Annotated in this window: 12 protein-coding genes and 2 pseudogenes; 6 read left to right on the forward strand and 8 right to left on the reverse strand. The window is 70.8% G+C overall.

The annotated features are described in order from the left end of the window. The first annotated feature begins 39 nt into the window (after positions 1-39). Complete coding sequence (locus tag IE142_RS04685) at positions 40-1779, forward strand: chitinase (RefSeq protein ID WP_191884533.1); 1740 nt, start codon at positions 40-42, stop codon at positions 1777-1779. 71 nt (positions 1780-1850) lie between these two features. Here the strand turns inward: IE142_RS04685 and IE142_RS04690 are convergent, their stop codons facing one another. Next, complete coding sequence (locus tag IE142_RS04690; protein WP_229830159.1) at positions 1851-2315, reverse strand: pentapeptide repeat-containing protein; 465 nt, start codon at positions 2313-2315, stop codon at positions 1851-1853. Between the two features lie 100 nt (positions 2316-2415). On the opposite strand from IE142_RS04690, the pseudogene IE142_RS04695 reads away from it, so the two are divergent. From IE142_RS04695 to IE142_RS04705, 4 genes and pseudogenes are all read left to right on the forward strand, one after another. Beyond that, positions 2416-3104: pseudogene (locus tag IE142_RS04695) on the forward strand (DUF5753 domain-containing protein). Between the two features lie 11 nt (positions 3105-3115). After that, positions 3116-3305 (forward strand): annotated as a pseudogene (locus IE142_RS36325) (hypothetical protein). 86 nt (positions 3306-3391) lie between these two features. Further along, positions 3392-3901 (forward strand): SigE family RNA polymerase sigma factor, encoded by a 510-nt coding sequence (locus IE142_RS04700; protein WP_043380475.1) that lies wholly within the window; start codon positions 3392-3394, stop codon positions 3899-3901. A gap of 84 nt (positions 3902-3985) precedes the next feature. Next, the gene (locus IE142_RS04705; protein ID WP_191884534.1) at positions 3986-5263 is read left to right on the forward strand and encodes a hypothetical protein; all 1278 of its coding nucleotides are present in this window, start codon (positions 3986-3988) and stop codon (positions 5261-5263) included. A 113-nt stretch (positions 5264-5376) separates the two neighbouring features. Here the strand turns inward: IE142_RS04705 and IE142_RS04710 are convergent, their stop codons facing one another. The 7 genes from IE142_RS04710 to IE142_RS04740 all read right to left on the reverse strand — a co-directional run bounded on the left by IE142_RS04710 (position 5377) and on the right by IE142_RS04740 (position 13112). Then, positions 5377-6951, reverse strand: coding sequence for a right-handed parallel beta-helix repeat-containing protein (locus tag IE142_RS04710; RefSeq protein WP_191884535.1), 1575 nt, complete (start codon positions 6949-6951; stop codon positions 5377-5379). A 201-nt stretch (positions 6952-7152) separates the two neighbouring features. After that, on the reverse strand, positions 7153-8496 hold the full coding sequence (locus IE142_RS04715; protein ID WP_191884536.1) for an Nramp family divalent metal transporter: 1344 nt from the start codon (positions 8494-8496) through the stop codon (positions 7153-7155). Positions 8497-8563: 67 nt separating this feature from the next. After that, positions 8564-9145, reverse strand: coding sequence for a hypothetical protein (locus IE142_RS04720; RefSeq protein WP_191884537.1), 582 nt, complete (start codon positions 9143-9145; stop codon positions 8564-8566). A gap of 87 nt (positions 9146-9232) precedes the next feature. Beyond that, positions 9233-10720, reverse strand: a complete 1488-nt coding sequence (locus IE142_RS04725; RefSeq protein WP_191884538.1) for a GntP family permease — start codon at positions 10718-10720, stop codon at positions 9233-9235. A 156-nt stretch (positions 10721-10876) separates the two neighbouring features. After that, a complete protein-coding gene (locus IE142_RS04730; protein WP_191884539.1) occupies positions 10877-11287 on the reverse strand; it encodes a RidA family protein in 411 nt (136 codons plus the stop codon). After that, a complete protein-coding gene (locus tag IE142_RS04735; protein WP_191884540.1) occupies positions 11284-12048 on the reverse strand; it encodes an IclR family transcriptional regulator in 765 nt (254 codons plus the stop codon). Before IE142_RS04735 ends, IE142_RS04730 begins: the two co-directional genes overlap by 4 nt. Continuing rightward, positions 12045-13112, reverse strand: a complete 1068-nt coding sequence (locus IE142_RS04740; protein ID WP_191884541.1) for a sugar kinase — start codon at positions 13110-13112, stop codon at positions 12045-12047. Before IE142_RS04740 ends, IE142_RS04735 begins: the two co-directional genes overlap by 4 nt. 137 nt (positions 13113-13249) lie before the next feature. On the opposite strand from IE142_RS04740, the gene IE142_RS04745 reads away from it, so the two are divergent. Further along, positions 13250-14533 carry an amino acid deaminase gene (locus IE142_RS04745; RefSeq protein ID WP_191884542.1) on the forward strand — a complete coding sequence of 428 codons (1284 nt, stop codon included), beginning with the start codon at positions 13250-13252 and terminating at the stop codon, positions 14531-14533. Positions 14534-14550 lie beyond the last annotated feature (17 nt).

A 14550-nucleotide genomic window follows, 5' to 3' on the forward strand; every position in this document is an offset into this window, starting at 1 on the left:
TCCACTCCCCACTGGCCCACTCCCCCACCGGAGGCCCTCATGGAGCCCGTACGCAGACGGCTCGGCAGTCGGACCGGCAGACGGCTCGGCGCACGGACGCGGTTCTGGGCGGGTGCCGTCACCGCCGCGCTCGCCCTCTCGGTCACCGCCGCCGGCCATGCGTCCGCAGCCGACGTCAACAACGCGCAGAACGCCGGTTTCGAGGCCGGGCTGACCGGCTGGACCTGCTCGGCGAACAGCGGCACGACCGTCTCCTCCCCCACGCACGGCGGCTCCGCCGCGCTGAAGGCGACGCCGAGCGGGCAGGACAACGCCCGGTGCGCCCAGACCGTCAAGGTGAAGCCCGGCTCGAAGTACTCCCTGAGCGCCTGGGTGCAGGGCGGGTACGCCTACCTGGGTGTGACGGGCACGGGCACCACGGACGTGTCGACCTGGACCCCGGACTCGGCCTCCTGGCGGCAGCTGACGACGAGCTTCACCACGGGCTCGTCCACCACCTCGGTCACCGTCTACACGCACGGCTGGTACGGGCAGTCGGCCTACTACGCCGACGACCTGTCCGTGTTCGGCCCGGACGGTGGCGACGGTGACGACGGCGGCCCCGAGCCCACCGTGCCGGCCGCTCCGGCGGGTCTGAGCGTCTCCGGTACGACGGCCTCGTCCGCGTCCCTGGCCTGGAACGCGGTCTCCGGCGCCACCGGCTACAACGTCTACCGCGACGGCACGAAGGTGACGGCGGTGACCGGAACCTCGGCGACCGTGACCGGCCTCGCGGCCTCGACGTCGTACTCCTTCCAGGTCACGGCGGTCAACGCGGGCGGCGAGTCGGCCAAGTCGGCGGCGGTCGCGGCCCGCACGACGGCACCGGACGACGGCGGCGGCAACGGCGGCGACCTGCCCAAGCACGCGGTGACCGGCTACTGGCAGAACTTCGACAACGGCGCGACCGTCCAGAAGATCTCCGACGTCTCGTCCCAGTACGACATCATCGCGGTGGCCTTCGCCGACGCGACCGGCACGCCGGGCGGGGTGGACTTCAACCTCGACACGGCCGGCCTCGACGGCTATACGGTCGACCAGTTCAAGGCGGACGTCCGGGCCAAGCAGGCGGCCGGGAAGAAGGTCATCATCTCGGTGGGCGGCGAGAAGGGCACCGTCTCGGTGAACGACGCGACCTCCGCGACCAACTTCGCGAACTCGGTGTACGCGGTGATGCGGGAGTACGGCTTCGACGGCGTCGACATCGACCTGGAGAACGGTCTCAACGCGACCTACATGACGCAGGCCCTGCGCGCCCTGTCGGCGAAGGCGGGCCCGGACATGATCCTGACGATGGCGCCGCAGACCATCGACATGCAGTCGACGTCGGGCTCCTACTTCCGGACCGCCCTGAACGTGAAGGACATCCTCACGGTCGTCAACATGCAGTACTACAACAGCGGTACGATGCTGGGCTGCGACGGCAAGGTGTACGCGCAGGGCACGGTCGACTTCCTCACCGCCCTGGCCTGCATCCAGCTGGAGAACGGCCTCGACCCGTCCCAGGTGGGCCTCGGCCTCCCGGCCTCCACCCGTGCGGCGGGCGGCGGCTACGTCGCCCCGGCGGTGGTCAACGCCGCCCTGGACTGCCTCACCAAGGGCACGAACTGCGGCTCCTTCAAGCCGTCGCGGACGTACCCCGGCCTGCGGGGTGCGATGACCTGGTCCACGAACTGGGACGCGACGGCGGGCAACGCGTGGTCGAACGCGGTGGGCGCGCACGTGCACGCGCTGCCGTAGCCACGGCCGATCGGCCACCCCGCCCGCGGAGGCGCGGGCGGGGTGTCGGCACGATGCCGCAGGCGTCCGGGTCACGGCAGGGACCGCAAGGGCGGGTGCTGTGTCGTGACGCCCGGGGGCTGGAGCGGGGGCGGGGGCTCGGGTCCGAGGTCGTCGGTGAGGACCACTCCGGCGGCCACTGGGTCGAACCCGGCGGGCCAGCGCGTGCGCTCACTGGCCAGTGCGCCGGTCAGGCGGGTCCGGAGGAGGTCGGCGGCGCTCAGGTCGGAGCCGCGCAGGTCGGCCAGGCGCAGATCGGCGTCGTGGAACACGGCGCCGCCCGCGTCCGCCTTGCGCAGGTTCGCCTCGCGCAGGTCGGCCTCGGTGAAATCGGCGTCGCGCAGGTCCGCCGCGACCATCCGGGCGCCCCGCAGGTCGGTCTGCACGCAGCGGGTGCGGCGCAGGATCGCCGTGGTGAGGTCGGCGTGGCGCAGGTTGACGGAGACGACGGACGCCGAACGGCAGACTGCTCGGGACCGCAGGGGAAGAAAGAACATGCCTCCGAGGACGACACCCACCGAGCGCCAGAAACGTCTGGGCGGCGAACTGCGAAAGATGCGGACCGCGGCGGGTAAAACGGCCGGCCAGGCCGCCTGACTGCTCGGTCACGACCGGGCGAAGATCTCCAACATCGAGACGGGCATCCGCTCCATCAGCCCCGAACGGCTGCGCACCCTCGCCTGCAACTGCGACTGCTCGGACGAGGCCTACGTCGAGGCGTTGGTCAGCCTGGCCCGACCCGACGGGCGCGGTTGGTGGGAGCGGTACCGGGGTTCGCTGTCCGCAGGACTGCTGGACATCGCCGAGTTCGAAGCGCTGGCGACCCGGATGCGAACGGTGCACATCGCGCACATCCAGGGCTGCTGCGAACCAGCGACCACGCCCTCGAACTCTTCAGAGCCGTCCTGCCACCGCTGCCGGAACACGAGATCGCCCTGCGGCTGGCGTATCGCGTCGAACGGCAGCGGGTCCTGGAGGGGGACGACCCGCCCGAGTACGTCGCAGTCGAACATCTCCTCACCGTGTCCGAACGCCCCAGCGTGCGCCTGCTGGTGTTCCCCTTCGCCGCCGGGGCGTTTCCCGGCTCCGGGCAGACGTTCAACTACCTGGAGGGAACCGTGCGGCAGCTGGACACCGTACAGATCGACAGCGCCCACGGGCCGGAGTTCCTCAGCGGCGGGTCACAACTCGCGAAGTACCGTACGCACTTGGACTGGATGGAGCGCATCGCCCTGTCGCCACGGGCTTCCCGCGACTTCATCCGGGACGTAGCCAACGGCCTGTGAGGAGTCGCACGATGGACGACATCACGTGGGAAGAGCCCCTCTGCGGGGAGGGAGCAAGCTGCTTCCGCCTCGGCACCGACACCACCGGCAACGCCTACATCGCGAGTCGGTGGGGAGGACGCCCCCCTCACCGACAGCCGGGACGCGCTGCGGCGCGTGATCATCGACATCAAGGCGGGGAAGGCCGACCACTTGCTGTGAGACTCGTGTGAAACATTTCCCGGACCCCACAGCATCAATGAGGTGAAGGCAGTACGCGGCAGTGGTGGGCACGGGGGAGCGGGGACATGAGGCAAGCGCGGGCGGACGAGTACGCCGAGTTCGCGGTGGCGCGGGCCGGGCATCTGTACCGGTCCGCGTGTCTGCTCACCGCCGGGGACACGCACCTGGCCGAGGATCTCGTGCAAGAGACCTTCGGGCGGCTGTACGTGCGGTGGGGGCGCGTCTCCCGGGTGGGGAATCCCGCCGGGTACGCGCAGACCGTGCTCACCCGGACCTTCCTCGCGCACCAGCGGCGGCGCAGCAGCCGGGAGCGGGCGACGGACGTGTTCCCCGACCTGCCCGGTTCCGGGGACGGGGACGCCTCGCTGCGGCTGACGCTGCTGGACGCGCTCGCGCGGCTGCCCGCCAAGGACCGGGCCGTCGTCGTCCTGCGGTACTGGGAGGACCGGTCCGTCGAGGAGACCGCCGACGTCATGAACGTCAGCTCGGCGGCCGTACGGACGCGGTGTTCCCGTGCCCTGGGGCGGCTGCGTGAGCTGCTCGGTGAGGATCTCGCGGAGTACGCAAGACCCTGACGGTCGTCCTGCCCCCCCTACTCACCCGTCCACTCCCCCACTTCGGCTCTCACTTCTCTCACCTTGCGGAAAGGGTGGTTCGCCATGCCCGGAGAACAGCACCAGACTCCCTTCGAGGAGCGGCTCTCCGCCGTCCTTCGCGACGCCGGCGGTGGTTTCGACGCCGACCGTACGGCTCTCGTCGCCGGTGGGCGCAGCCGTGGGCGGCGGGCGATGACGCGGCGCCGGGCCGGGGTGGTCGGCGGGGCGGTGGCCGGTGTCGCGCTGGTCGGGGTGGGCGGGGCGACGCTCCTGCCGCAGGGGAAGTCCAACGGCCCCGACGTCTCCGCCGCGTCGTCCGGCACTTCCTCCCGGCCTTCCGCCTCCGCCACGACGCCCGCTCCGGCGCCCGTCTCCGGTGACACCGTCCTCGGTGAGTTCAAGAAATTGCTGCCGGAGGGGGAGTTCAGCCAGGAGGCCGCCCGAGGGTCGGCCGACGAGCCGGGGCCGTACGCGCACCTCGTGTACGACGACGGGGAGGGCGCCGCCGCGCTGAACGTGAGCCTCCAGCGGGTCGAGCCGGGGAGCCCGCACGTCCGGGAGCTGACGCGGTGTCCCGACAAGACGTTCACCCCGTACGACGACTGCTCCTCCACCCGGCTGCCCGACGGCTCGCTGCTGCGGCTGCTCAAGGGCTACGAGTACCCCGACAAGCGCGTCGACACCAAGTACTGGTCGGCCGACCTGGTCACACCCGGGGGGCAGCACGTCAACGTCGGCGAGTGGAACGCCCCGGCGCAGAAGGGCGCGCCGGTTACCCGCGCCGAGCCCCCGCTGTCGGCCGAGGAGCTGACGGAGGTCGTCACGGCCGAGGTGTGGCGCAAGGTGGTGGACGCGATGCCCGCGTCGTCGAAGCCCCCGGCGGCCGACCCGTCCGACACCGCGCCGCCGGCCGTCTCCGGCAAGGACATCACCGAGACGCTGGTCGGGCTGCTGCCCGAGGGGCTGGACGTGGTGCGCAAGGGCGGCCAGGAGACCGAGTACACGTACGCCGTGGTCGATGACGGGCAGGGCGAGAGCATGGTCCAGGTCAACGTCCAGTACGGCATGGCCGACGTCGCCGGCCAGCTCTACGCCGACGGCGAGACGCTTCCCGACGGCACCCGCGTCGCCATGCAAGAGGGGAACGGGGACGACCGTGTCGCCGGGGTCCTGATGTGGACCGCCGACACGCTGCGGCCCGGCAAGGCCGGCTTCCGTGTGGTGATCAGCGCCTTCAACAACGGTGCCCCTCACGCCGAGCCGTCCCGCGGCACCCCCGCGCTGACCATGGATCAGCTGCGGGAGATGGCCCTCAGCCCGGAGTGGGACAAGCTCCGGTAGGGGATCGATCCCCTGGCCCGGTCCTCCGCCCACTGTGGCGCGGCGGTCCAGGCCAGGGCGCGGGGCGGGCGGCGGCACCGAGGCCGACGGGCCTCCCGCCCGCCGGACAGGGCCTAGCGGGTCACGGTCACCCCGCCGAAGGTCACCACCAGGCGTCCGTCCGCGGCGAAGGACCAGCGCAGGGCCCCGGCGTAGGAGGAGCAGCGGGAGCCGTTCGAGCCCGACCAGAACTGGTTGGAGCCGTCGGCGTCGCCGATGATGCGGTCGTTCGAGCCGCTGTCGCAGGAGGTGTTGTTCCGGAACACCGAGTCACCGTCGTCGAAGTTGAAGTTCCGCTGCTCGTTCCCGATGCTGATGTTGTCCGACACCTGCATCGTGCCGGGGTTGCTGTTGTAGGTGAAACCGTGCTTGCCGTTCTGGTAGGCGATGCTGCGTCGGACGACATGGTCGACCGCGATGTCCTCGCCGCCGAGTTTGTAGCCGTTGCGGTCGCCGTTGCCCGCCTGGGAGCCGTCGCTCAGGGTGCCGTTGTCGAGTGCGAGGGAGTCCTCGATGGTCACCGCACCGATCGCGCCGGTGTCGGACTTGGTGTAGAGGTCCCAGCCGTCGTCGATGTTGTTGTGGGCCACGGTATGGCGGAAGACGTTCCCGGGGCCGGAGGTGAGCTTCGCGGCGAACCCGTCGGCGTCCTCGCCGTCGGAGTCGGCGTTGTCGTGCGAGACGGCGCTCAGGACGAGGTTGTTCGAGGGCCAGTCGGCCTTGGGCGTGCTGGAGAGCATCCGTGAGAGCTGCAGGCCGGTGTCGCGGTTGTAGCGGGTCACCGTGCGTTCGAAGATGTTGTCGCTGCCGCCGACGAAGATTCCGTTGTCGCCCGCACGCTCGACGACGACGCCCTTGATGTGCCAGTACGATCCGTTCACCGCGAGCCCGCGGTTGGCCGAGTTCTCGCTCTGTGCCGAGAAGTCCAGCACCGGCGTCTCACCCGGGTAGGCGGCCAGTGTCTTGCGGGCGGACGAGCTGCCGTCGTTGCCCTGGGGGATGGTGACCGTCTGGGCGTGGCGGTAGGTGCCGCCACGCAGGTAGATCGTGCCGCCGGGGGCGACGCGGGTGATCGCCGACGTGAGTGTGGTGGGGTCGGACTCCGTGCCGGTGGCACCGTCGGTGCCGTTCGGAGACACGTAGAGCGTGCCGGTGACGGGGGGCGGGGTGGTGGAGCCGCCGTCCGTCTCCACTTCCACGTAGTCGACGTTCGGCAGACCGGCCGACGTGGTCGGGGTGAGCCGGACCGTGTTGCCGCCCGCCCTCAGCGTCACCGTGAGCGTTCGGGTCGCCCAGGTGCTCCAGGCCCCGGTGCCGTCGAAGGGGGCGGAGGCTGCGGTCGAGCCGTTCACGAGTATGTTCGCGGGACGTGCCGTGCCGGTTCCGTTGGCATAGCGGATCCGCAGGGTCGCCGTGCCCGCCGCCGGGGCGTTCACGGTGAACTGGGCGTGCGCCCCAGTGGCGTTGGTGCCGTTGCAGAAGCCGCTGCCCGAGTACCCGGGCCAATCGGAGTCGATCGTGCCCGTGCAGCTCGCAGGAGAGGATTCGGCCTCGTACCGTTCGGTGGCGGCCTGTGCGGGGTTGCCGGACAGGGTGACGAGCGTGCCAGCCAGCAGGCCGACGCAGGCGATGAGGGGTCTGCGTTGCATCGTTGGTCTCCAATTCGTCGGTGGAGCCACGGGTGGGCCGCCGAAGGACGGAGGGAAGCGTTCGGCCCACAGGACGGAGAAAGCGCTTTCCCGCAAGCTAAGGCCGTGTTGCGGACACGTCAACAACTGTGTAGGTGATCGGTGTTCAGAATCCTGAACTCCGTGGGACCGGGCCTCCCCCGGTCCCACGGGCCGTCGTCCTCAGAAGAAGTCCGCCCACGGCTGGTCCCAGACCTCCTTCAGGCACAGCACCAGGAACAGCAGGCCGGCGACCGCGAGCACGCCGTTGCTCAGCCAGCCGTTGCGCCACTCGGGCGGCGTGCGGGAGGAGTTGAGGAGCCAGATCAGGGTCAGGGCGAGGAAGGGCATGAAGGCCGCGCCGAGGACGCCGTAGATGATCACCAGACGGAAGGGTTCGCCCTGGAAGAGCAGGATGACGGGCGGGAAGGTCAGCCAGAGGAGGTAGACGCGGAAGGGCCAGGAGCGTTCGTGCTCGCCGGAGGCGATCTCCCTGGCCTTGCCCGCCGTCCCGACCGCCGCGCCCGCCCTCCTCTCGCGCAGCCGGGCCACGAAGTCCGCGAACATCAGGCTCACGCCGTGCCACACGCCGATGAGGGAGGTGAAGGACGTGGCGAAGAAGCCGATCAGGAAGAACTTGGCCGTCGCCGTGCCGTACTCGTCCTCCAGGATGTCGCCGAGTTGCACCAGACCCTTGCCGCCGCCGGAGAGCGCGATGTTCGCGGCGTGCAGCAGTTCGGCGCCGACGAAGAGCATCGCGACGACGAAGACGCCGGTCGTGATGTAGGCGACCCGGTTGTCGAGCCGCATCACCTTCATCCAGCCGGTGTCGGCCCACCCCTTGGCGTTGACCCAGTAGCCGTAGGCGGCCAGCGTGATCGTGCCGCCGACGCCGCCGATCAGACCGAGGGTGTTGAGAACGGAGTCCTCACCGTCGGGGATGACCGGGAGGAGGCCGGCGAAGGCGTCACCCAGGTTGGGGGCGACCCGGATCGCCAGGTAGACCGTCACCACGAACATGACGCCCACCAGGACCGTCATGACCTTCTCGAAGACGGCGTACTTGTTGAACCAGACGAAGACCAGGCCGACCACACCGCAGGCCACGCCCCACCATTCGAGGTCCATCACGCCGGGGAACAGGGCCTGCAGCGGCAGGGCACTGGACGACATCGCCGCCGCGCCGTAGGAGAAGCCCCAGATCACGACGTAGACCGCGAAGAACCACGTCGTCCAGCGGCCGAGGCTCGCCCAGCCGTCGAAGAGGGTGCGACCGGTGGAGAGGTGCCAGCGGCCCGCCGCCTCGGCCAAGGAGATCTTGACCAGGCAGCCGAGGACCGCCGCCCACAGCAGGGTGTAGCCGAAGTTGCTGCCCGCGATCAGCGTGGCCACGAGGTCGCCGGCGCCGACCCCGGTCGCGGCGACGACGATGCCGGGGCCGATGTAGCGCCAACTGGATTTGCGGGGTGCCGAGTCGGTGTCGCGTAGTGCACCGGTGTCACTGGTGTTTCCCGTGGTGTCCGCCATGCGGATCAACCAAGCCCAAAGCCGCCGGTACGACAAGAGGGCGTGCCGGGATCTTCACGCGAGGTACCTACTCGGCGTCGGCCGGCTCCTTGTCCTCGGCCGGCGCCTTCTCCTCGGACGGCTCGGTCTTCTCCTCGTCGTCCTCGAAGTACGCGTCCAGGACCTCGTCCAGGGCGGCTTCCCACTCCTTGAAACGGCTCCTGGAGGTCGCCTCGATCTCGATCGGGTACCAACGGCGGTCCGGTGTGTGCACCGTGACGGTGAACCGCTTGCCGAAGCGGCCCGTCTCCGTCTCCACGGCCCCCACCTCGTCCCAGCGGAACTCACAGCTCTGGTCGTCGAGGGAGAGTCGTACGCCCTTGCGGTCGGCCACGATCCGGGCACGGCGGTCGGCGGCCTCGAATACGGGGCGGTCGGGGACCTCGTCCTCTTCCTCCTCCTCCGGTTCCCCGGCCTGCTGCTCGGCAAAGTCCGCGGCCGTCGTCTCGTCCGCGTCGCGGACGGCCTCGGTCTCCTCCTCCGCCTCCTCCTCCGCCGGTCTCGCGCCCTTGGGCTCGCCGGTCACGGGCGCGGTGAGCCCGGGGATGAAGGCCGGGTCGAATCCGGCGCCTTCCAGGGGCTGGCTGGTCGATCCTCTGCGCTGCTCCACAGCGGGCAGTATGGTCGACGAACCTGTGCCGGACACAGCCAGCCCCGTCATCGTTATCAGACGACTATCAGGCGACCGCTCGCGTATCTACACGAACAGGCTCAGTACCGCCGCGACCACGAAGCCGGCGACGGACAGGACGCTCTCCAGCACGGTCCACGTCTTGAGCGTGTCCCGTTCGCTGATGCCGAAGTACTTGGCGACCATCCAGAAGCCGCCGTCGTTGACGTGCGAGGCGAAGATGGAGCCCGCCGAGATGGCCATGATGACCAGGGCGACGAACGCCTGCGAGTGGTCGCCCTCGGCGAGCAGCGGCGCCACGATGCCCGCCGTCGTCACGATGGCCACCGTCGCCGAGCCCTGCGCGACCCTCAGCACCAGGGAGATCAGGTAGGAGAGGACGATCACCGGCAGGCCGACGTCGTTGAAGGTGTCGGACAGGGCCTGGGCGACGCCGCTGGCCTTGAGGACGGCGCCGAAGACACCGCCCGCGCCGACCACCAGCAGGATGTTGCCGACCGGCTTCAGCGAGGCCGTCGAGACGGTCTCCAGGGACTTGCGTGACCAGCCGCGCCGGATGCCGAGAAGGTAGTAGGCGAGGAAGAGGGCGATCGTCAGGGCGACGAACGGGTTGCCGAAGAACTCGATGACCGAGCGGAGGGTGGACTCGTCCAGGGCGATGGAGGAGAAGGTCGCGGCGAGGATCAGGACCAGCGGGGTGCCGATGATGCCGAGGACCGTGCCGAGCGCGACCGGGGTCTCGCGCGGCTCGACGCCGGACGCGCGCTGTTCCTCGACGACGGCCTGCTTGGCCTCCTCGGCGGCCTCGACCATGTCCTGCGGCACGGGCACGAAGATGCGGCGGCCGATCCAGGCGGAGAACGCCCAGGCGGCGAGCACGGCCGGAACGCCGCAGACGATGCCCATGAGGATCACCCAGCCGAGGTCCACCTTGAGCAGTCCGGCGGCGGCCACGGGACCGGGGTGCGGCGGCAGGAAGGCGTGGGTCATCGACAGGCCGGCCAGCAGCGGCAGGCAGTAGAGCAGGACCGACTTGCCGGAGCGCTTGGCGGCGGCGTAGACGATCGGCGCGAGGACGAAGATGCCGACGTCGAAGAAGACGGGGATGCCGAAGATGAGGCCGGTGAGGCCCATGGCGAGCGGGGCGCGCTTCTCGCCGAAGAGACCCAGCAGGCGGGAGGCCAGTACCTGGGCACCGCCGCTGACTTCGAGGATCGCGCCGAGCATGGTGCCGAGGCCGATGATGATGGCGACGTGGCCGAGTATGCCGCCCATGCCGGACTCGATGGTGGAGACGGCGTCGGACTTCTGGACGGTGCCGAAGAGTTCGGTGACCGAGAGGCCGGCGAGCAGGCCGACGGCTATGGATACGGCGAGCAGGGCGACGAAGGGCTGCAGCCGCACCTTGATGATCAGGTAGAGCAGGAGCGCGATGCCGATCGCGGCGACGGTCAGCAGGCCCGCCGTGCCGTCGATCAGGGTGAGCAGGCCGCCGGTGTGCGGCGGTGTCTCCGGGGTGGAGGATGCGGCGAGCTGGAGGGATATAGGGGACATTCGGGGGTCCTCTGCGTAAACACATACAGCTTTCGGGCACGGCGGGGCGCGGCACGGCGCCCCCCGGGGGGGGGTGAGGGGCGCCGTGCCGTGCGACAGACAGGCGGAACGGAAAGAGACCGGAGCGACCGGAGCGACCGGAGCGACCGGGGAAGGTCAGCCGAGGACGGCCAGCGCGTCGATCTCGATGAGGAGTCCGGCGGGCAGACCGACGTAGACGGTCGTGCGCGCGGCGGGCGGCTGGGTGAGGCCCTGCTCCTCGAAGTAGGCGTTGTAGATCTCGTTCATCTCGGCGAAGTGGTCCACGTCGGTGAGGTAGACGCGGATCATCATCACGTCGTCCCAGGAGGCGCCGCCCTCCTCCAGGATCGCATTGACGTTGGCGAGGGTCTGGAGGGTCTGCTCGCGCAGGGTCGGTCCGGCCGGGGTGGGGGCCTTGCCGTCCTCGTGGGGGAGGAAGCCGACCTGGCCGGCGACCTGGAGGATGTTGCCCTTCTTGACGCCGTGGGAGAACTTCGCCGGGGGGACGGTGTGGGTCGCGGGGGTGAGGGCGATCTTGTCGGTCATGCGGTGACTTCCTTGACTGGGGTCCTGCCGGAGTACTCGCCGCTGATCGCGTCCGCCGTACGGCGCACCAGCGGGAGCAGGGTGAGGAGTTCGTCGGCGGAGACGACGACGTTCGGCGCGGAGACCGACATCGCGGCGACCACCCTGCCATCGGCGCCCCGGATGGGCGCGGCGACGCAGTTGATGGACTCCTCGTGGCCACCGAGGTCGGTGGCCCAGCCCTGTTCGCGCACCTTGGCCAGCTCCTTGAGGAAGCCGTCGGCGTTCGGTGTCGAACGGGGCGTGTACATGGGGTAGTCGAGCTTCTCGACGACGGCTCGGCGCTCGTTCTCGGGGAGGTCGGCGAGCAGGAGTTTCGCCACGGCCGCCACCGTGATGGCGACGGGCTTGCCGATCCTCGAGTACATGCGGACCGGGTAGCGGCTCTCCACCTTGTCGATGTAGAGGACCTCGTTCTCCTCGTAGACGGCGAGGTGGACGGTGTGTCCGCAGTGCTCGTTGAGGCGTACGAGGTGGGGGTGGGCGATCTCGCGGACGTCCAGGTTCTCCATCGCCTCCTGGGCGAGGGCGATGAGGCGGGCGCCGAGGCGGTAGCGCTGGTCTTCCTGGCGGTAGACGAAGCCGTGTTCGTGGAGGGTGCGCAGCAGGCGCAGGGCCGTGGACTTGTGCACGCCGAGGCGGTCGGCGACCCGGCCCAGGTCGGCGGGGCCCTCGGCGAGCAGCGGCAGGATGCTCAGCGCGCGGTCGACGGTCTGGCTCATGGGGTGCGTACCTCCTCCTCGGCCCGTTCCTCGGCCTGTGTCCAGCCGGGGCCGAGTCGAAGTGTCCCCCACGCGTCGTCGTCGAGGGCGGCCAGGCGGTCGGCGTGGTCGCGGGCCGGGGGTACGGCGAGGTCGCCGGGGACGGTGAGGGTGGCCGCGGCCGTCAGGTGACCGTGGCGCAGGCGCTCGCGCACGGGCAGTCCGCGCAGGGTGGCGGAGAGGAACCCGGCGGCGAAGGCGTCGCCCGCGCCGACGGCGGCGACGACGTCGACGGTGAGGGCGGGGACGGAGGCGACATGGGTGGCCTCGGCGCCGTCGGCGCCGACGGTCCGCTGGAAGGCGGTGGCGCCGGCCGCGCCCTGCTTGACGACCAGCAGTTCCGGCTCGGGCAACGCGGCGCGCACGGCTTCGGGGCCGCCGAGCCCCCAGGCCTCGTCCTCGCCGACGAAGACGATGTCGGCGCCCCGCGCCAGGTCGAGCAGCACCCGCGCCCCGTCGTCCTCCTCGCGCCACAGACCGGGGCGGTGGTTGACGTCGAAGGAGACGAGCGGACGGCCGGGGCGGTGGGCGGTCAGCTCGCGCATCAGGCCCAGGCAGTCGGCGGAGAGCGCGGGCGTGATGCCGGACAGGTGGAGCACGCGCGCGGAGCGGATGGCGTCGAGGTCCATGTTCCGCACCGACATCGCGGAGGCGGCGGAGCCCGCCCGGTAGTACGCGACCTCGTGAGCGTCGGTGGCGCGGTCCCCAGCGGTGCGGAAGTAGACGCCGGTCGGGCGGTCGGGGTCGCGGCGCACGGCGGACACGTCGACTCCGTAGGCGCCGATCGCCTCGACGAGGTGGTCGCCGAAGCCGTCCGCGCCGACCCGGCTGACCCAGCGGGCGGTGTGCCCGGCGGCGGCGAGGACGCAGGCCACGTTGGACTCGGCGCCGCCGATGGCTCGGTCGAAGGAGGGGACGTCGGCGAGGCGGCCGGGTACGGAGGGCAGGAAGGTGACCATGGACTCGCCGAGCGCGACGACGTCCACGACGTCGGGGGTGGTGCTGCGGGGTCCTTCGACGGTCACGATGGTCTCGGCTCCTGGCTCGTGTCTCGCGGGCGGGGGCTCCGTTGACCCCGCGTTCGCCGAGATGTTAGACAGCAGTAAGCGATATACGCAACGATCGTTGCAGAGCTTGCAACGCATCAGATCAGGGAGGCTCCATGGCCCTCGACTCCGGCACCGATGCCCTCGCCAAGCTGGCCGAGGAGCACGTCGACCACCGCTTCAAGGGCCTCCCGCCGGACGCGTACGGCCTGACCGTCGCCGAGCTGGCCGGACAGCGCCGCAACCTCTTCACCGGCGGTTTCACCACTCCCGTGCTGGCCCTGTCCGCCGAGCGCCTGGAGCACAATCTGAAGCTCATGGAGACGTACTCCGCCCGGCACGGCCTCGCCTTCGCGCCGCACGGCAAGACCTCCATGGCCCCGCAGCTCTTCCACCGCCAGATCGAGCACGGCGCCTGGGGCATCACCCTCGCGGTGCCGCACCAGGTGCGGGTGGCGCGGGCCTTCGGCGTCCAGCGGGTCTTCCTCGCCAACGAGCTGGTCGACGCCGCCGCCCTGCGCTGGATCTCCGCCGAGCTGGACGCCGACCCGGACTTCCGCTTCGTCTGCTACGTCGACTCCGTGCGGGGCGTCGGGCTGATGGACGCGGCACTGACGGAGGCGGGCGCCGGCCGCCCGGTGGACGTCGTGGTCGAGCTGGCCGCCGGTGAGGGCGCCCGGACCGGCGTGCGCACCGAGGCGGAGTGCGCGGCGGTCGCGGACGCGGTGGCGGGGGCTCGGACGCTGCGGCTGGCCGGGGTCGCCGGGTACGAGGGCGAGGTGCCGGACGCCGACACCGAGAAGGTGCACGCCTGGCTGCGGCGGCTGGTGGCGCTAGCCGTCGACTTCGACAAGGCCGGGCGGTTCGCCGGGCTGGAGGAGATCGTGGTGAGCGCGGGCGGCAGCGCCTGGTTCGACGCGGTGGCCGACGTGTTCGCCGAGGCCCCCGCCCTGTCCCTGCCGGTGCTGAAGCTGCTGCGCTCGGGCGCCTACGTCTCCCACGACGACGGCCACTACCGCGAGCTGACCCCCTTCAACCGGGTCCCCGAGGAGGGCGCCCTGGAGCCCGCCTTCCGTCTGTGGAGCCAGGTCGTCTCCCGCCCCTCCCCCGAGCAGGCGTTCACCAACGCGGGCAAGCGGGACGCGGCCTACGACCTCCACCTGCCCCTCGCCCAGGTCGTCCGCCGCGACGGCGCCGAGCGCCCCGCCACCGGCATCGAGGTGACCGGCCTGTCCGACCAGCACGCCTGGCTGCGCACGACCGGGGAGGCGGACCTGGAGGTGGGCGACTGGCTCGGCACGGGTTTGTCCCACCCCTGCACGTCCTTCGACAAGTGGCAGCTCATCCCGGTCGCCGAGGCAAACGGGACGGTCGTCGACTACATCCGCACGTTCTTCTAGGGAAGCCGGGAGAAGCT

The sequence above is a fragment of the Streptomyces mutabilis genome (assembly GCF_014649815.1).
In the GTDB taxonomy this organism is placed as follows: domain Bacteria; phylum Actinomycetota; class Actinomycetes; order Streptomycetales; family Streptomycetaceae; genus Streptomyces; species Streptomyces mutabilis.